Genomic DNA, 17551 nt, shown 5'->3' with positions numbered 1-17551 from the left:
ACGACGACCAAGATCATTTTGGCCGACAATCAGCCGAGCAGACTGCGAAAGGAAATTAGCCGGTCAAACTTGTGCGAAAATGAAGGTGTTGGACCGCGCCAGGGCAACAGCGCGGTCCAACCAGTCCCGCCGGATGCCGATGACCGCGGCACGGCGGAAGTGAAACGGTGTACGGAGCATCCGCCTATAGCAGCAGCGAAAGCGGCCCTATTCCTGGAACAGCCTCAGGATGTTTTCGGAGTTGGTATTGGCGATCGACAGCGACTGGATGCCGAGCTGCTGCTGGGTCTGCAGCGCCTTCAATCGAGTCGATTCTTCGTTCATGTCGGCATCCACGAGGCGGCCGACGCCTTTGTCGATCACATCCATCAGGTTGGCGACGAAGTTTTCCTGCATTTCGATGCGGCTGGTGATCGCGCCCAAGGTCGCGGCGGAATCAGTCAACTGGCTGACGAGGTCATCGACGACACTGATCATGTCGTCCAGCTCGCTGTCGGTCGTAGCATCGGAAAGCGCGATCTCCGTGCCGGCAGGAGGGCTACCGGCGTCGATCAGGTAGTATTCGCGGGCCGTTCCTGTGGGGGCCGAGGTAAGTGCATCCGCATCCACCGCCATTGTCAGCAAGCCGCGGCTCGCATCCTGGACGTCGACGAGAATGGACCCCGACGTATCGTAATCGAGCGTCGTCACGGAGACGCTACCGTCGGCGCTGCGGTTGAAGGAGGCAACGATCGATTTCGTGCCGACCGCGGCGCTTGCGTCGTTGTAGAGCCAGTTCTCGCCGGAGAAGGATGCCGATTGGGCAGCCGACACCAGCTGGTCCTTGAGCTGCGAGATCTCCTTGTCGATCTTGCTTTTGTCGACGCCCGGCTCGCGTGCCGCCACCAGCTTCGCCTTGACCTCGCTCATCAGGTCGATGACGGTGTCCAGGGCGGCATAGGCGGTATCGACCTTGGCCGCGCCCAAGCCCAAGGCATCCTGCACCGTCGAGAGCGCCGCGTTGTCCGACCGCATCGTCGTCGCAATTGACCAATAGGCGGCGTTGTCCGCGGCGGTCTCGACGCGATAGCCGGAGGACACGCGGCTCTGGGTCTCGTCCAGATTTCTGTTGATCGAACGCAAGGTCTGCAATGCCGCCATCGCGGCAGCGTTGGTCATGATACTGGTCATTGGCTATCGCCCCTGTCGATGGGAGATCGAAGACATTCCGGGCGGGAAACCGGGAGCGATGGTACGGCGTCATGCGCGCTGCCCACCGTTTTGCCCTGGGTGGACAGACCATCGTGCTTAACAAAGCGTTAATGCGAAATGGTTAACAAATGGTTAACGCGGTTAACCGACGATTAGGATGTATGAAGAAGAACTTACATCGCCGTGCCGGGGCCAGGAGCTTCCAGAACGACGAAAGGCCGCGCAGCAATTGCGCGGCCTGGAAAATCAGGTCCCGAAGATTGGGACGACAGCCTTAGCCGGCTGCGGACCCGGCCTACTGGCGGAAGAGCTGGAGGATATTTTCCGAATTGGTGTTGGCGATCGACAGCGACTGGACGGCCAGCTGCTGCTGTGTCTGCAGGGCCTTGAGGCGGGTCGATTCCTCGTTCATGTCGGCATCGACGAGACGGCCGATGCCCGAGTCGATCGAGTCGGTCAGCGCCGCGACGAATTCCTCTTGCAGGCCGATCCGCATCGAGATCGAGCCGAGCTCCGAGGCGGCGCTCGTCATCGCCTGCAGGCCATCTTCGACAAGGGTCAGCGCTTCGGCCATTTCGGTGGTGTCGAAGCCAGTGATATCGAGAGCATAGATGGAAACGCCGATCGTCGCGCCGCCGGTGGTGCCGAGAATGCCGTTGGTATCCACGATGGCGCCAGCGCCGTCACCGCCGAAGAGCAGATTGCCGGTCGCCGTGTCGTCGAGCGTGTAGGTGGTCGTCTTCACCGAAACGGTACCATCGGAGGCGCGCACAAAGCCAGAGACCACGCTCTTGACGGCCGCGTCGCCGGCGACCCAGTTTTCGCCGCTGAAGGAGGCCGATTCGGCGATCGACATCAGTTGCTCCTGCAACTGGTCGATTTCTTCCTGGATCTTCGTCTTATCAACACCCTCTTCGGTGGCGGCGACGATCTTCGACTTGATTTCCTGGACGACTTCGATGGCGCTTTCCATCGCCGCATAGGAGGTATCGACCTTGGCGGCACCAAGACCGAGCGCGTCCTGAACGGCGGAAAGCGCCATGTTGTCGGAACGCATGGTGGTGGCAATCGACCAATAGGCGGCATTGTCCGCCGCCTCGCCAACGCGCAACCCTGATGAAACACGAGCCTGCGTCGTCTCCATGCTGTCGTCGATCGCGCGGAGGGTCTGAAGCGCGGCCATAGCCGCCGTGTTGGTCAGGATGCTGGTCATGGTCTGTTCGCCCCTCGAATGGCATTGGAATGAAGAAACATTCCGGATCGCCGCCGGGAACGAATGAGCGGCGTCATGCCTGTTAACCCGCTGGTCACTTTGGTTAACCCATCGTTTCGATGCGGCCAGCTAACGGGAACATGGTTAACAAACTCTGAAGAGCGGTTAATAAAATTAACAAAACCTAACAATTTCCTTGTGCTGGGGCGCAAATGCGTGAAAGCCGCACCTTTCGCAAGATGCGGCCTTCTGAAGTGGCTTTCAGCAATCTTGAGCGTTTGAGGGATCGTCTGATCCCTAGTCCGGCTCTGTCGATTAACGGAAGAGCTGGAGGACGTTTTCCGAGTTGCTGTTGGCGATCGACAGCGACTGGACAGCGAGCTGCTGCTGCGTCTGCAGGGCCTTGAGGCGGGTCGATTCCTCGTTCATGTCGGCATCGACGAGGCGGCCAACGCCGGAGTCGATCGAGTCGGAGAGCTTCGCGACGAAATCTTCCTGCAGGCCGATGCGCATCGAGATCGAACCGAGCTCTGCAGCAGCGCTGGTCATGGCCGAGAGCGCATCGTCCACGTCCGACAGCACGTCGTTCATGTCCGCCGTCGCGAGTGCGCTGATGTCCAACGAATAGACATCGTAGCCGCCAGCGGAGGCACCGGCGGTGCCAAGGATACCGGTTGCCGTGTCGAGAGCGCCGGTGCCGTCGTCGCTGAACAGGAGGTTGCCACCCGACACACCGTCGACCAGCGCATAGCTCGTCGTCTTGACGGAGACGGTGCTGTCGGAGGCGCGGACGAAGCCGGACACGACGGTCACGGTGTTGCCGGCTACGCCGCCGATCCAGTTCTCGCCGCTGAACGAAGCCGATTCGGCGATCGACAGCAGCTGTTCCTGAAGCTGATCGATTTCTTCCTGAACCTTGGCCTTGTCGACGCCTTCTTCAGTTGCCGTAACGATCTTGGCCTTGATTTCCTTCACGACTTCGATAGCCGATTCCATACCGGCGTAAGCGGTGTCGACCTTGGCGGCGCCGAGGCCGAGGGCGTCCTGGACGGCGGAGAGCGCCATGTTGTCCGACCGCATCGTGGTCGCGATTGACCAGTAGGCGGCGTTGTCCGAAGCCTCGCCGACGCGCAGGCCGGAGGAGACCCGGCCCTGGGTCGTTTCCATGTTGTTACCGATGCTCCGCAGCGTTTCGAGTGCGGACATGGCGGCAATGTTGGTGAGAATGCTTGTCATTTCTGAGTGCCCCTTAGTGGCTGATTAAGAAGGGACATTCCGGAGTACGCCGGCAAGCGACGGTCAGCATCATGCCTGCTAACCACTTAATTTTGTTGGTTAACCCGCCGTTTCGATGGCCTTAGGAAACAGCAAGATGGTTAAGGAATGCTGAAGCAGGAAAAAAAATGCGAAAAAGCCGCGACCGGGTTCGGTCGCGGCTCTTTTCCAGCGGTGCGGCACAGTCAGCCCCCGTGCCGGTTCGCCGATTAGCGGAAGAGCGACAGGATGTTCTGCGAGTCGGAGTTGGCGATCGACAGGGCCTGGATGGCGAGCTGCTGCTGCGTCTGCAGGGCCTTCAGGCGGGTCGACTCCTCGTTCATGTCGGCATCGACGAGGCGGCCGATACCGTTTTCGATCGAGTCGCTGAGTTCGGAAACGAAGTCGGCCTGCAGATCGATACGGGTCGACATCGAACCGAGCGAAGAGGCGGCGCTGGTCATCGCGGTGAGCGCGTCTTCGACGTCGGAGAGCGCCTCTCCGAGGGCCGTCGCGTCCATCGCAGAAATGTCGAGGCCGTAGACATTGTTGCCGTTGGTGCCGTCCGTGCCGAGGATGCCGGTCGCGGTATCGAGTCCACCTGCACCATCGTCAGCGAAGAGGAGCGTACCATCGGCCGCATCGGTGAGCGCATAGCTGGACGTCTTGATCGAAACCGTGCCGTCCGAAGCACGAACAAAGCCGGTTACGACGGTCTTCGTGGCAGCTTCGCCTGCAATCCAGTTTTCCCCGTTGAAAGAGGCGGATTCGGCAATGCTCAGGAGCTGGTCCTGAAGCTGGTCGATTTCTTCCTGGACCTTTGCGCCGTCGACGCCTTCTTCCGTGGCGGCGACGATCTTCGCCTTGATTTCCTTGACGACATCGATGGCGGCTTCCATACCGGCATAGGCGGTGTCGACCTTGGCGGCGCCCATGCCGAGCGCGTCGGTGACCGACGAAAGGGCTGCGTTGTCAGAACGCATGGTGGTCGCGATCGACCAATAGGCGGCGTTGTCGGAAGCAGAGCCGACGCGCATGCCGGTGGAAATGCGGTTCTGCGTGTCTTCCATGCTGGAGGAAATGGAGCGCAGCGTCTGGAGAGCGGCCGTTGCCGAGCTGTTGGTGAGAATGCTTGCCATACTCGTTGTCCCTTTACGAAATACTTATGGGGGGACATACCGGGCTGAAAATCGTTACCGGTCACGACGGTCCGGCATCATGCCACTCGGTTCCGTTCAGCTCGTGAAGGACACCAAACCCGTCGTGTGAGGACGAAATTCGCAGCCATTTCTTGCCAACACCTTAACCCGGAGGGCACTCCCGGAGGCGACGCGATAACGTGGTGAATCCCGCGTGAAATCCTATGCTTAACGGATTGTTGTGGGGTCGCCGGATGTCCTAACGAGGAACACCGGCAGCAGCCTCAGGTAAAGGAGCGCACCAGGCTGCCGACGAGCAGGTTCCAGCCGTCGATCAGCACGAAGAACAGGATCTTGAAGGGCAGCGAGATCGATGTCGGCGGCAGCATCATCATGCCCATGGCCATGGTGATGGTCGAGACGATCAGGTCGATCACCAGGAACGGCAGCATGATCAGGAAGCCGATCTCGAAGCCGCGGCGGATCTCCGAGATCATGAAAGCGGGCACGACGGCGCGGAGATCCACCTTGTCGTCGACGACGACTGTCTGGCCCTTTTCCCTGGCGATGTCGATGAAGAGCTGCAGGTCCTTGTCACGCGTGTTGGCGAGCATGAACTCGCGGAACGGCTCCGAGACGCGCGTGAGCGCCTCGGTCTCGGAGATCTCGTTCTTCAGCAACGGATCGATGCCGTCGCGCCAGGCACGGTCGAAGGTGGGCGCCATCACATAGAAGGTCATGAACAGCGCCAGCGACACCATGATCATGTTCGACGGCGTGGTCGCGAGCCCCATGCCTGAGCGCAGGATAGCAAAGGCGATGACGAAGCGCGGAAAGCTTGTCACCATGATCAGAATGCCGGGCGCCACTGAAAGGACGGTCAACAGCCCGAAGGTGCGGATGATCCACGAGGCGACCGAGCCGTCGACCGGCGTGTTCAGAATATCGGCGGGAAAGCTCTGGGCCCCGGCAATTCCCGACATCGCCATCATGGCGATAATAAATGCAGCAATCCGGAGCATCAGCGAATCATTGGATGACGAAGGTCCTGAACATCACATTGGTTACGCGCCCGTCGGAGCGCAGGTCAACCCGTTCCTGGATGTCATCCCGGAGATATTGAAAGCCGCGCGGCCCCTGAATTTGCTGCAACGACACAGTCTTGAGATAGGCGGCGATGTCCTGGTGGATTTCTTCCGCCAGCGCAACGTCCGGCGCGCCCTCGAACTGCAGCGCGACCTCGAGCCGGACCCAATTCTCCGCCGGATAGGCAAGGTTCGTGGTGATCGGTTCAAGCTGGACGACGCCATTGGCTTCGGTGGCGATCTTGGGAATGTCCTCCTCGCCGGTGGCGTCCGGAGGCACCTCTGCGGCCTCGGTCTTCTGTGCCGGCGGCGGCGCCAGAAGAGCGCCGACAAGCCAGCCGCCGCCGCCGGCGACGAGCGTCAGCACGGCGACGGCGGCAATGGTCATGACCAGCGATGGGGATTTGGATTGCTTGCTGTCGATTTCTTCCATCGTCGTGCCCCTCAGATCGGCGAAATGAGATCCACGATCTGCTGACCATAGGGCGGCTGCTGGACTTCGGTCAGCCGGCCGCGGCCGCCATAGGAGATGCGGGCCTCGGCGATTCGGTCATAGGAGATGATGTTGTCGGCATCGACATCCAGTGGCCGGACGATGCCGGCGACATTGAGGATGCGCAGCTCGTGATTGACGCGCACTTCCTGGGAGCCGCTGATCAACAGATTGCCGTTTTCCAGAACGCCGGTGACGACGGCGGCAACCAGCAGCCTGAGCTTCTCGGAGCGCTCGGTCTTGCCGTCCCCTTCGGTTTTGGTGTTCGACCCATATTTGAGATTGCCGGACCATTCGAAGTCGCTGGTCTGCGATTCGCCGGCGGCGCCGAGATTGAAGCCGCTGGAATTGGTTCGGCTGCGGTCGGTCTCGTTGTTAAAGGATGCCTTGTCGTCGATCCGGATATCGACCGTCAGTATGTCGCCGACATTGATCGCGCGCGCGTCCTTGAAGAGGGCGGCCTGCTGGTCGTTCCACAGCGAATATCCGGCGGTCATCTGATGCGGCTGCTTCGGATACATGGCGAGCTGCGGCGCCTGGGTGTATTGCAGGCCGCTGCCGATCGGGCTCATCGCCGGCGCCTGGCCGATCTCCTTGAAGGCCTGGTTCTGACATCCCGCAAGGAGGCTCGCGGCCAGAGCGGCCGTAAGTTGCATTCTCATGATGGCTCCTTCGAGGTGTTCGGGTCGCTGGCGCTGGAAATGATGTTCGTGAGCACCGCCGCCTTTTCGTCACTCATTTCGCTGAGGATCAGCGAGGATTGGCGCGGCGGTAGCTTCATGACGATCGCCGCGGCGATCTCCGGACGCACCATCTCGAGCTTGCCGGCGGCGGCGTCGGGCTTCATCGTTTTGTAGATATCGACGAGCCCGAGTTCCGCCTGCTTCAGGAAATCGTTGCGGCGCTTGAGCCAATCCTCGTATTCGGCCCGGCGCTTTTCCAGCGTCGCAATGCGTTCGTCGACGCTCGCCTGCAGGGTTTCGAGTTCCTTGCGCTGCAGGAGGTAGCGCTGGTCGCGCGCCGCATCGGCGATATTGGTGCAGAATTGCTGGACTTCGTTCGCGGCAGCGTTTTCTGCGGGCGGCGCGGTCACGTCCTGCGCGAATGCGCCGGGCATCGCCAGCATCAGCGCGGCACCGGCCGCGGCCATGAGCGTGCGGCGAGACCTGCCGAGTAGATGGTTCAAAATTCCGGTCATTGCAGCACAAGCTCCGCCTGTAGGGCTCCCGCCGTCTTGATGCTCTGCAGGATGGCGATGATTCCGTCCGGCTTGACGCCGATGCTGTTCAGGCCCGCAACAAGCGAACGAAGGCTCGACCCGTTGAGGATTGCGACCGTGCCGCCATCCGACTGCGCCTCGATGGTGGTATTGGGCTCAACGGCCGTCTCGCCGCGCGAGAAGGGCGCCGGCTGCACGACAGTCGGGGTCTCGGTCACCTGCACCGTCAGGGTGCCGTAGCTGACCGCAACTTCGGCAACGCGCACATCCTGGCCGATGACGATCGTGCCGGTCCGCTCGTTGACGACGACGCGCGCCGGGACGTCCGTCTCGACGACGAGGTTTTCGATGTCGGCCATCAGTCGGGCGAGGTCGGCCATCTTCGGCTTCTGGACGAGAACGGACTGCGAATCCAAGGCTTCGGCGATGCGGCCGCCGAACTGGGCGGCCGCAAATTTGTTGATCGCCGCCGCCATGCCGACGGCGGTCGAAAAGTCCGGATTGCGCAATTGCAGCACGAGGTTGAAGCCGTCCTTGAACTTGGACGGCAGCTCGCGCTCGATGATGGCGCCGTTCGGGACGCGGCCGGCGGTGGTCACGCCCTGCGACAGCGTCGCCGCGTCACCCTGAGCACTGAAGCCCGTGACGACGATCGAGCCCTGGGCCACCGCGTAGATCTGCCCGTCGGCGCCCGAGAGCGACGTCATGACGAGCGTGCCGCCGCGCAGCGACGTCGCGTCGCCAAGCGATCCGACGGTGACGTCGACGCGGCTGCCGGGGCTGGCGAAGGGCGGCAGCGTCGCGGTGACCAGGACCGCCGCGACGTTGCGCGTCCGAGACTCGCCGCCCTGCGTCGAAATGCCGAGATTCTGCAGCATGGCGCGAATCGACTGGTCGGTGAACGGCGAGGACCGCAGGCTGTCGCCGGTTCCCTGCAGCCCGACCACCAATCCGTAGCCGATCAGCTGGTTGTCCCGGCCGGCCTGAAGCGAGGCCACGTCCTTAATGCGCGACGCGGCATGGGCGGGCGTCAATGTCGCCGCAAACAGCAAGGCGAAGGTCAGCAACCACTTGGAAACGCGCATCGTCATTTCGCCACCACATGGATCGTGCCGTCGGCCATCACCGTACCGGACACGATGACGCCGCTATCGATATTGCGGGCGCGGATCAGTTCGCCGACCGCCGCGTCCTGCAGCGGCGAGCCGGAAGCGGTGATCGTCAGCCCGCCATTGCTGAAGATCAGCCGAACCGTCGAGCCGCGTTCCACAGCGAATCGGTCGCGCAGCGCCGAGGCGAGGATCACCCGTCCCGGCAGAAGGGTCCGCTTCGTCACCTTGCCTTCGACCTCGTGGAGGGAACCGACGTAGCCGTCGGCGAGATCCGGATTGGTCACGTCGACCACTTCCAACATGCTCGCCTCGATGGTTTCGCCGGGATAGATGGTCTGCTTCGGGATAACGGCGGTCGGCTGCTGTGCGGAAACGAGCGCCGGCGACAGCAAAGCGGCGGCGATCGCGGCAGATGCGAGCGACCGCTTCAAGCGGCCGGAACCGCTTTCGATTGCTGCCGTTTTGGCGGATCGGCGAAACATCATGTTTGCCCCCTCTTTCCGTTACCTGAGGTTCTTGCTCACTGTGGCGGCCATCTCGTCCGCGGCCTGGATGACTTTCGAGTTCATTTCGTAGGCGCGCTGGGCCGAGATCAGATCGGTGATTTCCTTGACCGGATCGACGTTGGAGGATTCCAGATAGCCCTGCTTGACCTGCGCGAAGCCGGGATCCGCCGGCGTGCCGACGATCGGCTCGCCGGATGCCGCCGTCTGCTTGAAGAGGTTTTCGCCCTGCGGCTCCAATCCGGCCTCGTTGACGAAATTGGCGATCGTCAACTGGCCGATTTCCTGGGTCTCCGTCGCGTCGCCAATCCGCACCAGAACCTGGCCGGAAGCGGAGACGGTGATCTCGGTGGCGTCCTGCGGCACGGTGATGCCGGGAACTACCGTGTAGCCGTCGATGGTGACGAGCTGGCCGGTGGCGTTGGTGTTGAAGGCACCCGAGCGGGTATAGACCGTCTCCCCATTTGGCGTTTCGACCTGGAACCAGCCGCGGCCGACAAGCGCCAGGTCCAGATCGTTGCTGGTGTTGACCAGGCTGCCCTGGACATGGAGGTTGCGGACGGCCGCCGTCTGCACGCCGAGACCGACGATCGCGCCTTCCGGAACGATCGCCTGATTGGAGCGGTTCGGCACGCCCTGGGCGCGCTCCGTCTGATAGAGCAGGTCCGAGAATTCCGCGCGCGCCCGCTTGTAGCCGGTCGTGTTGATGTTGGCGATGTTGTTGGCGATGACTTCGAGGTTCAGCTGTTGGGCATTCATGCCCGTGGCGGCGATGGAAAGGGCCTTCATGTCACGTTCCTTCAGATCTGCATGCGGGCGATTTCGAGATAGGCGGTGACCACCTTGTCGCGGATGGCGAGCGCGGTCTGCAGCGACTGCTCCGCACTCATCACCGCATCGACGACCTCACGGGTGTTCGCCTCGCCGCGGATCGCCTGCAACGACACCCCTTCCGCCGATTTCATCGACCGGATGGCGTCCGTGGTCATGTTGCCGAGCATGTCGGCGAAGCTCTGCGATTGCGGAGCGGAAGCTCCGGCACTCGGCAGGGAGAGCGCGGTCGAGGCGACGGGGCTGGTGCCCTCGGCCTCCTTCAGGGTCGAAAACGCGCCGACGGACTGAATTGCATCGATCATTATTGCGAAGCCCTCAACAGGTCGATTGTCTGGGAAATGAGATCGCGGGACTGCTTGATGGTCTGCAGGTTAGCCTCGTAGGCGCGGTTGGATTCGCGCATGTCGGCCATCTCGATCAGCACGTTGACATTCGGCATTTTCACCATGCCCCTCTCATCGGCGGCCGGATTGCCGGGATCGAACTCGATTGTGAATTCCGAATCGTCGGTGCCGAGACGCTGGATCTCCACGAGCGATGCGCCGCTTGCACGATCGACTTCTGCAGCGAAGGAGATCGTCTTGCGGCGATAGGGATCGGCGCCGGGCACGTCGCCGGTGGAGCGGGCATTGGCGATGTTTTCGGAAACGACGCGCAGCCGCGTCGATTCCGCCTGCAGGCCCGAGGCCGAAACCTTGAGTGCCGAGGTCAAAGGATCCATGGTGTTATTTCCGTACCGTCATGAGCATCATCCGGTGAAAGGATTTCACGAGCCCGGAATTGAGTTCGTAGTCGCGCTTGATCTCGCCCGTCTTCATCATTTCCTGCTCGAGCGCGACGGTATTGCCGGACTGCTGGACCGCCACATCGTCGATCATGCTGACGTCGGTCACCTGCGCGGCGTCCGGGCTCTCGGTGAAATGGGCGCGATGGGTCGCCGCCATCTGGATGCCGGTGTTCTGGAGCACGCTTTCGAAGGGCTGGACGTCCTTGGCCTTGTAATGCGGTGTGTTAGCATTGGCGATGTTCCCGGCCACGACATTCTGGCGGACCGTCAGCCATTGGGCCTGGCGCGACGCGAGATCGAAAAGCTGAATCGGATCCATCGACTACTCCTCATGAGATGAGGAGGACCCTAGGCGGGTAATCTTGCGTGGGACTTGTCGAGAGACCGGGATGACGAACCAAGTGCGTCGAATTCTCGTCAGGGCGCTTTGGCGGCGAAGCCGTCGCGCCGCCAATTCCCGCGGCAGGCGCCAGCTCGCCGAGGCATCCTGGCGGCGCGGCCTAGTTAGCCTGGTAGACCTCGCCCTTGGAGGTGATCATCACCCAGCGGCCGTTCCGCTCTTCGAAGGTGGCAAGCCGGCTATTGTCCGGCAGGACCGAACCGATGCGAACGATATACATGCCGGTCGCGTCCTCGATGAGGGCCCGTCCGTTGGCGACGTGCATCAGCTTGAAGCCGGACGGTTCGGGAAAGGGCTGCTCCAGACCGGCTTCCGGCTCGCCCGCGGCCGCGGCCGGTTGATGCTCCAGCCCGGGCACGGTCGCCGTCGTCAGCCGATCGATCGCTGCGGCCGTCTCCTCGTCGACATCGGTCATCGCCAGCGGCGAGACCGACACGACGCCGCGACCGGGGCGCTCAGGCAGATCCCGCGTCGTTCCCTGCCACAGTGGCGGAATCGAGAACTGGTCCTGGTGCAGGAAGGCGTACCACGGGAAGAAGGTCGCAAAGGCAGCCATGGCCAGCCCGATCGCGCCGAGCACCTTGTCGGTCAGCGGCATCTTGGCGTCGCGCCGGCGCTGACGGACGATTTCGTCCGCGTCGTTATCGGTCATTGCTATCCCTTCCCCCGGATGCCCGCGGCGGGCTGGTTGCCCATGGCGGCTGCCTTCAGCGCATTGGCAAGGTCGGTGAAGGCATCGGTGGCGGACCGCTCGCCGGGCGTCTGCTTGAGGACGTCATAGATGACGGGCACCTGTTTGATCGCCATGTCGAGATCGGGGTCGCCGCCGGCGCGGTAGCCGCCGATCAGCCTGAGGTCACGAGTCTCCTCGAAGCGATGGATCAGCGATTTCAGCCGCGCCACGAGCTTTTCCTGGTCCGGCGTCCAGGCCTTTCTTGCCAGGCGCGAGATGGAAGCCAGCGGATCGATCGGCGGATAGCGACCTTCTTCGGCCAGACTGCGGTCGAGGACGATGTGCCCGTCGAGGATGCCGCGCGCCGAATCGGCAACCGGATCATTGTGATTGTCGCCGTCGACCAGGATCGAGATGATCGCGGTGATCGTGCCGGTGCCTTCGGCACCGGGGCCCGCGCGCTCGAGCAGGCGCGGCAATTCCGTGAAGACCGAAGCCGGATAGCCGCGGGCGATCGGCGGCTCGCCGGCCGCCGTCGCCACCTCGCGGATCGCATGGGCAAAACGCGTCACGCTGTCGACGATCAGCAGAACGTTGTCGCCCTTGTCACGATAGTGCTCGGCGATCGTCACTGCCGTCAGCGGCGCCATTTTCCTGAGCATCGGGCTCTCGTCGCTGGTGGCGACGACGGCAACCGACTTGGCGAGATTGTCGCCGAGCGTATCCTCGATGAATTCACGCACTTCGCGGCCGCGTTCGCCGACCAGCGCAATCACCACCTTGTCGAAGGCGTCGGCGCGCGCAAGCATCGAAAGCAGCGTCGACTTGCCGACGCCGGAGCCGGCAAAAATGCCGAGGCGCTGCCCGAGGCAGAGCGGCGAAAAGATGTCGACGGCGCGCACGCCCGTCTTGAAACCCTGTTCGACGCGTCTGCGGGTCATCGACGGCGGGGCGGTGTTGGAGATCGGACGGCGGATGTCGCCCTGCATGAGGGGACCGCGGCCGTCTATCGGGTCGGCCAGCGCGTTGATCGTGCGGCCGCACCAATTGTCCGTCGGCGCGATCCGGAAGGCGCCCTTGCGGATGACGGTATCGTGGATGCCGATCGGATCGCCGGGCTCGATCGGGCAGACGACGACCCGCTCCGGTTCGACGCGGACGACCTCGCCGAGATGGGTGCCGGTCGCGCTCTTATGCGCCACGAAATCCCCGAGCCGCACATGGCGAGACAGGCCGGTGACGGTATAGTGCCCCGGCGAGATCGTCTGGACATGGCCGCCTGGGGCGATCGAAAAGTCGGGATTGGCATAACGCTCGACCAGGCCGGCGAGCGCCGCCAGCGAGGTCGAAGCCGGAAGGATGTCAGAGCCTTGGCGTTCCATGCAGATTTCCGTCGCGATCGACCCAGGTCATTGTTTGTGTGCGTCTGGTTATCCCAAAACCGCTGGCACGCTTTTGGGCGACGCGCACTAGCGCTCGCCGCCGAGCGTCTTGATCGCTTCTTCAAGCGATCCTTCGCTGTCGCGCATCAAAGCCGTGATATTGTCGAAGGCGCGCGTCACCGTGATGAGCTGCGTCATTTCCTGGACGGCATTGACGTTCGATTCTTCGAGGAAGCCCTGCATCACGCCGACATCGAAGCGGTCGACGACGGGCTCCGGCTGGGCGGCGGGCATGACGGCACTGTTGTCATAGCGCACGAAGCCGCTCGAGAAATCCGCCTCATAGAGGCCGAGCAGCGCGACCTGGACACCGTTCTGGTGGATGGCGCCGTCGGCGCCGACGGTGATCTCGCCAGCCCCGCCGTTCAGCTGGATCGGCGCACCGCCGGCATCGAGCACCGGATATCCCTTGATGGTCACCAACTCGCCGGTCTCGGTCAGGGTGAAGCGACCGTCGCGGGTGAGCGCCGGTCCGCCCGGCGTGTCGATCGAGAACCAGGCGTTCCCCTTGACGGCGAAGTCGAGGGCAGAACCGGTCCTCGCTAAGGCCCCGTTATTGGTGCTCAGATATTCCTCGCCCTCGGACACGTAAGAGACCCGGTTCGGCTTCGTGTCGCCAAGCACCTGGTCGAACTTTACTTCCGTTGCGCGAAAGCCGACCGTATTGGCATTCGCGATGTTGTCGGCAAGCGTATTCAAGCGCTTCTCGAGCGCCATCTGCGACGAAAGCGCGACATAGAGACCGGTCTGCACGTCAGGCTCCCCCGAGTTTCAGATTGTTGATGGAAAGGAGCAGGTCGGGGGAAATTCCGTAGCCGCTCGAAGAACCGAAAACCGCAAGCGGATCGTAGCTGTCGGAAGAATTGTTGATTTCCCAAAGGGCGGTGAAGCGATCGATGAAGGCCGCGAGCTTTACGGGATCCTGGAAATCCTTGAGGTCTATCGCTTCCTCGTAGGCCTTGGCCTGCCGGTCGACGTCGGCTGCGGCAAATTCCTCGGGCAGTTGCAGCGCGGTCCGCACGACCTGCGCCAGCGCCTCGTCGGCAATGATCTCGTAACCGCTGGTGATCAAGGGCGCCATGCGCTCGAAATAGAGCGCCAGCCTGACACCGGTATTCTCCTCGCCGGCATTCTGCTCCAGCCTCTGGCGCGTGTATTTGTCGACGACGCCCTTTTGCGCACGCTCGAACGAGGTGGCCGTATCGCCATGCCGGGCGAAGTTCAGCGATTCGACCAGGGCCTTGTAGCGGCTGTCGGCCAGCTTGTTGGCAAAGGCGTCGTCGCTGTCGATACCCTCGGTAAGCACCTTGCGCATGAAGGCTTTTGCGTAGGCCATGTCCTCGATACCATGGGCCTTCATCGCGTAGTCATAGAGCCGGCTGTCTGCAAAGAACTCGTCAAGCGTTTTGATGCTGCCTATCTTGGAAAGGTAATATTTCGTCTCCCGCGCCACGTCCGGCTGATCGGAGACGCGCTCCAGCGACCTGGTGAGGTCGGCGGTTATCAGCTTGTAGCTCGTGTAGGTCGTGGTCACGATCGCTCGCCCTGTCCGGAATAGCGGTCCGGCGCCATGGCCCGACCTTGACAAATCCTGACCTTGTTGGCTTGCGCGAACCTGTTCGGCGCGCCGGTTTCGAGCAGACTTCAACGGCCAGCCTCACGCAAGGATGAAATCCTATTCCATGGAGGAAAATCACGATCGCGACAGGTATCGACAATGAACATCATCATCGGGCTTCTTGTGACTTTCGGCTGTATCCTCGGCGGATACCTCGCCATGGGCGGCCATCTGGAAGTCCTCAACCAGCCCTTCGAATTGTTGATCATCGGCGGGGCCGGCATCGGCGGCTTCATCATGGCCAACTCGATGAAAGTGGTGAAAGATACCGGCAAAGCGCTCGGCGAAGCGTTCAGGCACAAGGTGCCGAAGGAGCGCCATTACCTCGACACGCTCGGCGTCCTCTACAGCCTGATGCGCGACCTTAGAACCAAGTCGCGCAACGAGATCGAAGCCCATATCGACAATCCCGAGGAATCGCCGATCTTCCAATCCGCGCCGACCGTCCTGCAGAACAAGGAACTGACGGCGTTCATCTGCGACTATGTGCGGCTCATCATCATCGGCAACGCGCGCTCGCACGAGATCGAAGCGCTGATGGATGAAGAGATCCATACGATCACCCACGACAAGATGAAGTGCTATCACTCCCTGACGACCATGGGCGACGCGCTGCCGGCGATCGGCATCGTCGCGGCGGTTCTCGGGGTGATCAAGGCGATGGGCGCGATCAGCGAAGCGCCGGAAGTGCTGGGCGCGAAGATCGCCGCCGCGCTCGTCGGAACGCTGCTCGGCGTGTTTCTCTCCTACTCGATCGTCGGTCCGCTGGTCGCAAACATCAAATCGGTCCGCGAGAAGCAGAACCGGCTCTACGTCATCGTCAAGCAGACACTGCTTGCCTACATGAACGGCTCGGTTCCCCAGGTCGCGCTCGAATATGGCCGCAAGACGATCTCCGCCTATGAGCGTCCGTCCATCGATGCGGTCGAGCAGGAGATGATGAATCCGGGCGGCGGTAGCGAAAGCAAGGCGGCTTGACACCATGAACCCGAGCACCGCATCGAACGTCCACGCTTTCGACAAGAGACTGCTGGCGCGCATGACCGGCGCGCTCGGCGACGACAAGACCATCGGCCGCACGACTCTGGAGCTCGGCCATGTCTTCAGCGAACTCCTCCCCGATATGCTCAAGCAGGAGACGGGCCACGACATCGCGATCGGCTATGCCGGGTTCAATATGGGGTTGAGGAATGAGCTCATCGCCGACCTCGGAGAAGCGGTTCTGCTCAGTGACGTTTCGCTCCGCAACTGGTGCGCCGAATTTCAGATCGGCTGCGACAGTCCCGTTCTCATCGCTCTCGTCGAAGCCCTGCTCGGCGCCGAGCCCACCGACATCGAGGAGCCGCTGCCACGCGCGCTCTCCAAGATCGAGATCGATGTGGCGATGCCGGTGTTCGAGAGGATCGCCGAGGTCGTCCGCATGGCGGTAAACGCCCCCGGCGGTTTCGAGCCGCTGGTGGGCCGGCCGTACAACGGGGCGGAGCGCCTGCCGCCCGACCCTGCGCTGGAGGACGTCTACGCCGCCTCGATCGACATGACCTTCGGGCTCGGGCCGGTGCTTTCCACCTTCTCGGTGATCATTCCGCAAAGCGTATTGCTCAAGAGCCAGATCGTTCTGCCGAGGAGCGCCGGACAGAACGAAAACATGAAGACCGGTTGGACCGAGCAACTCGAGGAGCAGATTCGCCGCTCGGCCGTCACGCTCGAGGCGCGCATTCAGCTGGAGAGCCTGACGCTCGAGACGATCAGCCGACTGCAACCGGGAGACGTGATCCCCTTTCACGACGGCCAGGACGTGCGGGTCGAGGTGAACGCCAACGGGCGCGATCTCTACGTCTGCGAATTCGGCCGGTCCGGTTCGAGATACACGGTTCGCATCAAGGATACGCACGGTTCCGAGCAGGATATCCTTCGTCACATCATGAGTTAAACCGTCACCTCGCATCGCAGAATGCCTGAGGCAAGCTTCAACTGGAATAATCCGCACATGGTACGCAAGAAAGCAGCATCCATCGAAGAACAGACCGCATTCGCGGGAGACGCCGAGCTCGACCAGGCGATCGACGATCTGCGCGGCGTTCTCAAGCAGGACGGCGCAGCAACGGATTTCGGTGCCGAGTTCGGTGCCGCCGAGCCGTTCGGCCAGGCTGCGGATTTCGGCGCCGATCTCGGTGCCGGCGGCTTCGGCGGCGATTTCGGTGACGCGTCCCTGGGCGACGGCCTCGATGTGGGCGCCGGCTTTGCCGGCAGCGATTTCGGCGGCGACGATTTCGGTGCCGCGATGTCCGGCGTCGAAAGTGCGCCGGGCAGCGGCATGGCGGCAAACATGGACCTGATCATGGACATCCCGATCGATGTCCAGATCGTGCTCGGCACGAGCCGGATGCAGGTCTCCGGTCTCATGGGACTGACCGAAGGCGCAACGATCGCGCTCGACCGCAGGATCGGCGAGCCGGTCGAGATCATGGTCAACGGCCGGGTGATCGGCCGCGGCGAGATTACCGTACTTGAGGGCGATGTGACCCGGTTCGGCGTCAAGCTCATCGAGATAAAGGGCAGCAGGAAATAGGCCCGATGATCGGGCGAGG

The 17551-nt window shown here is 62.3% G+C and carries 21 protein-coding genes; 3 read left to right on the top strand and 18 right to left on the bottom strand.

Annotation, left to right across the window (positions count from 1 at the left end):
* Positions 1-207: 207 nt before the first annotated feature.
* From USDA257_RS01595 to USDA257_RS01510, 18 genes are all read right to left on the bottom strand, one after another.
* Positions 208-1170, bottom strand: a complete 963-nt coding sequence (locus tag USDA257_RS01595; RefSeq protein WP_014761113.1) for a flagellin N-terminal helical domain-containing protein — start codon at positions 1168-1170, stop codon at positions 208-210.
* Between the two features lie 316 nt (positions 1171-1486).
* Positions 1487-2404 (bottom strand): flagellin N-terminal helical domain-containing protein, encoded by a 918-nt coding sequence (locus tag USDA257_RS01590; protein WP_014761112.1) that lies wholly within the window; start codon positions 2402-2404, stop codon positions 1487-1489.
* A 315-nt stretch (positions 2405-2719) separates the two neighbouring features.
* On the bottom strand, positions 2720-3640 hold the full coding sequence (locus tag USDA257_RS01585) for a flagellin N-terminal helical domain-containing protein (protein ID WP_014761111.1): 921 nt from the start codon (positions 3638-3640) through the stop codon (positions 2720-2722).
* 248 nt (positions 3641-3888) lie between these two features.
* The gene (locus USDA257_RS01580) at positions 3889-4797 is read right to left on the bottom strand and encodes a flagellin N-terminal helical domain-containing protein (RefSeq protein ID WP_014761109.1); all 909 of its coding nucleotides are present in this window, start codon (positions 4795-4797) and stop codon (positions 3889-3891) included.
* Positions 4798-5081: 284 nt separating this feature from the next.
* A complete protein-coding gene (fliP, locus tag USDA257_RS01575; protein ID WP_014761108.1) occupies positions 5082-5819 on the bottom strand; it encodes a flagellar type III secretion system pore protein FliP in 738 nt (245 codons plus the stop codon).
* A gap of 7 nt (positions 5820-5826) precedes the next feature.
* The gene (locus tag USDA257_RS01570) at positions 5827-6315 is read right to left on the bottom strand and encodes a flagellar basal body-associated FliL family protein (RefSeq protein ID WP_014761107.1); all 489 of its coding nucleotides are present in this window, start codon (positions 6313-6315) and stop codon (positions 5827-5829) included.
* A gap of 11 nt (positions 6316-6326) precedes the next feature.
* Positions 6327-7037 carry a flagellar basal body L-ring protein FlgH gene (gene flgH / locus USDA257_RS01565; RefSeq protein WP_014761106.1) on the bottom strand — a complete coding sequence of 237 codons (711 nt, stop codon included), beginning with the start codon at positions 7035-7037 and terminating at the stop codon, positions 6327-6329.
* Positions 7034-7573 (bottom strand): MotE family protein, encoded by a 540-nt coding sequence (locus USDA257_RS01560; RefSeq protein WP_014761105.1) that lies wholly within the window; start codon positions 7571-7573, stop codon positions 7034-7036. Before USDA257_RS01560 ends, flgH begins: the two co-directional genes overlap by 4 nt.
* The gene (locus USDA257_RS01555) at positions 7570-8685 is read right to left on the bottom strand and encodes a flagellar basal body P-ring protein FlgI (protein WP_014761104.1); all 1116 of its coding nucleotides are present in this window, start codon (positions 8683-8685) and stop codon (positions 7570-7572) included. Before USDA257_RS01555 ends, USDA257_RS01560 begins: the two co-directional genes overlap by 4 nt.
* Positions 8682-9191 carry a flagellar basal body P-ring formation chaperone FlgA gene (gene flgA / locus USDA257_RS01550; protein ID WP_014761103.1) on the bottom strand — a complete coding sequence of 170 codons (510 nt, stop codon included), beginning with the start codon at positions 9189-9191 and terminating at the stop codon, positions 8682-8684. Before flgA ends, USDA257_RS01555 begins: the two co-directional genes overlap by 4 nt.
* A gap of 18 nt (positions 9192-9209) precedes the next feature.
* Positions 9210-9998 carry a flagellar basal-body rod protein FlgG gene (flgG, locus tag USDA257_RS01545; protein ID WP_014761102.1) on the bottom strand — a complete coding sequence of 263 codons (789 nt, stop codon included), beginning with the start codon at positions 9996-9998 and terminating at the stop codon, positions 9210-9212.
* 11 nt (positions 9999-10009) lie between these two features.
* Complete coding sequence (locus tag USDA257_RS01540; RefSeq protein ID WP_014761101.1) at positions 10010-10345, bottom strand: flagellar hook-basal body complex protein FliE; 336 nt, start codon at positions 10343-10345, stop codon at positions 10010-10012.
* Positions 10345-10764 carry a flagellar basal body rod protein FlgC gene (gene flgC / locus USDA257_RS01535; RefSeq protein ID WP_014761100.1) on the bottom strand — a complete coding sequence of 140 codons (420 nt, stop codon included), beginning with the start codon at positions 10762-10764 and terminating at the stop codon, positions 10345-10347. Before flgC ends, USDA257_RS01540 begins: the two co-directional genes overlap by 1 nt.
* A 4-nt stretch (positions 10765-10768) precedes the next feature.
* Positions 10769-11149: a flagellar basal body rod protein FlgB gene (flgB, locus tag USDA257_RS01530; protein ID WP_014761099.1), complete on the bottom strand. Its 381-nt coding sequence runs from the start codon at positions 11147-11149 to the stop codon at positions 10769-10771.
* 181 nt (positions 11150-11330) lie between these two features.
* Positions 11331-11882 (bottom strand): hypothetical protein, encoded by a 552-nt coding sequence (locus USDA257_RS01525; RefSeq protein ID WP_014761098.1) that lies wholly within the window; start codon positions 11880-11882, stop codon positions 11331-11333.
* Positions 11883-11884: 2 nt separating this feature from the next.
* The gene (gene fliI / locus USDA257_RS01520; protein ID WP_014761097.1) at positions 11885-13285 is read right to left on the bottom strand and encodes a flagellar protein export ATPase FliI; all 1401 of its coding nucleotides are present in this window, start codon (positions 13283-13285) and stop codon (positions 11885-11887) included.
* A gap of 87 nt (positions 13286-13372) precedes the next feature.
* Entirely contained in the window at positions 13373-14098 is a 726-nt protein-coding gene (gene flgF / locus USDA257_RS01515; protein ID WP_014761096.1) for a flagellar basal-body rod protein FlgF, read from the bottom strand.
* A 1-nt stretch (position 14099) separates the two neighbouring features.
* On the bottom strand, positions 14100-14879 hold the full coding sequence (locus USDA257_RS01510) for a DUF1217 domain-containing protein (RefSeq protein WP_014761095.1): 780 nt from the start codon (positions 14877-14879) through the stop codon (positions 14100-14102).
* Positions 14880-15062: 183 nt separating this feature from the next.
* On the opposite strand from USDA257_RS01510, the gene motA reads away from it, so the two are divergent.
* The 3 genes from motA to fliN are packed head-to-tail and all read left to right on the top strand — an operon-like array spanning position 15063 to position 17532.
* Positions 15063-15941: a flagellar motor stator protein MotA gene (motA, locus tag USDA257_RS01505; protein ID WP_014761094.1), complete on the top strand. Its 879-nt coding sequence runs from the start codon at positions 15063-15065 to the stop codon at positions 15939-15941.
* 4 nt (positions 15942-15945) lie between these two features.
* Positions 15946-16893 (top strand): FliM/FliN family flagellar motor switch protein, encoded by a 948-nt coding sequence (locus USDA257_RS01500; protein WP_014761093.1) that lies wholly within the window; start codon positions 15946-15948, stop codon positions 16891-16893.
* Between the two features lie 21 nt (positions 16894-16914).
* The gene (gene fliN / locus USDA257_RS01495) at positions 16915-17532 is read left to right on the top strand and encodes a flagellar motor switch protein FliN (RefSeq protein ID WP_014761092.1); all 618 of its coding nucleotides are present in this window, start codon (positions 16915-16917) and stop codon (positions 17530-17532) included.
* Positions 17533-17551 lie beyond the last annotated feature (19 nt).

Source organism: Sinorhizobium fredii USDA 257, from assembly GCF_000265205.3.
Taxonomy (GTDB): Bacteria; Pseudomonadota; Alphaproteobacteria; order Rhizobiales; family Rhizobiaceae; genus Sinorhizobium; species Sinorhizobium fredii_B.
The sequence above is the reverse complement of the archived record's forward strand: the minus strand, read 5'-3'. Positions and strand labels throughout refer to the sequence as shown.

Coding starts and splice junctions, on each gene's coding strand:
- USDA257_RS01570 (WP_014761107.1), bottom strand. CDS start 6,315: ATGGAAGAAATCGACAGCAAGCAATCCAAATCCCCATCGCTGGTCATG.
- fliP (WP_014761108.1), bottom strand. CDS start 5,819: ATGCTCCGGATTGCTGCATTTATTATCGCCATGATGGCGATGTCGGGA.
- USDA257_RS01595 (WP_014761113.1), bottom strand. CDS start 1,170: ATGACCAGTATCATGACCAACGCTGCCGCGATGGCGGCATTGCAGACC.
- USDA257_RS01555 (WP_014761104.1), bottom strand. CDS start 8,685: ATGACGATGCGCGTTTCCAAGTGGTTGCTGACCTTCGCCTTGCTGTTT.
- motA (WP_014761094.1), top strand. CDS start 15,063: ATGAACATCATCATCGGGCTTCTTGTGACTTTCGGCTGTATCCTCGGC.
- USDA257_RS01590 (WP_014761112.1), bottom strand. CDS start 2,404: ATGACCAGCATCCTGACCAACACGGCGGCTATGGCCGCGCTTCAGACC.
- fliI (WP_014761097.1), bottom strand. CDS start 13,285: ATGGAACGCCAAGGCTCTGACATCCTTCCGGCTTCGACCTCGCTGGCG.
- fliN (WP_014761092.1), top strand. CDS start 16,915: ATGCCTGAGGCAAGCTTCAACTGGAATAATCCGCACATGGTACGCAAG.
- USDA257_RS01560 (WP_014761105.1), bottom strand. CDS start 7,573: ATGACCGGAATTTTGAACCATCTACTCGGCAGGTCTCGCCGCACGCTC.
- USDA257_RS01585 (WP_014761111.1), bottom strand. CDS start 3,640: ATGACAAGCATTCTCACCAACATTGCCGCCATGTCCGCACTCGAAACG.
- USDA257_RS01525 (WP_014761098.1), bottom strand. CDS start 11,882: ATGACCGATAACGACGCGGACGAAATCGTCCGTCAGCGCCGGCGCGAC.
- flgG (WP_014761102.1), bottom strand. CDS start 9,998: ATGAAGGCCCTTTCCATCGCCGCCACGGGCATGAATGCCCAACAGCTG.
- USDA257_RS01500 (WP_014761093.1), top strand. CDS start 15,946: ATGAACCCGAGCACCGCATCGAACGTCCACGCTTTCGACAAGAGACTG.
- flgB (WP_014761099.1), bottom strand. CDS start 11,149: ATGGATCCGATTCAGCTTTTCGATCTCGCGTCGCGCCAGGCCCAATGG.
- USDA257_RS01580 (WP_014761109.1), bottom strand. CDS start 4,797: ATGGCAAGCATTCTCACCAACAGCTCGGCAACGGCCGCTCTCCAGACG.
- flgA (WP_014761103.1), bottom strand. CDS start 9,191: ATGATGTTTCGCCGATCCGCCAAAACGGCAGCAATCGAAAGCGGTTCC.
- flgH (WP_014761106.1), bottom strand. CDS start 7,037: ATGAGAATGCAACTTACGGCCGCTCTGGCCGCGAGCCTCCTTGCGGGA.
- flgC (WP_014761100.1), bottom strand. CDS start 10,764: ATGGATCCTTTGACCTCGGCACTCAAGGTTTCGGCCTCGGGCCTGCAG.
- USDA257_RS01540 (WP_014761101.1), bottom strand. CDS start 10,345: ATGATCGATGCAATTCAGTCCGTCGGCGCGTTTTCGACCCTGAAGGAG.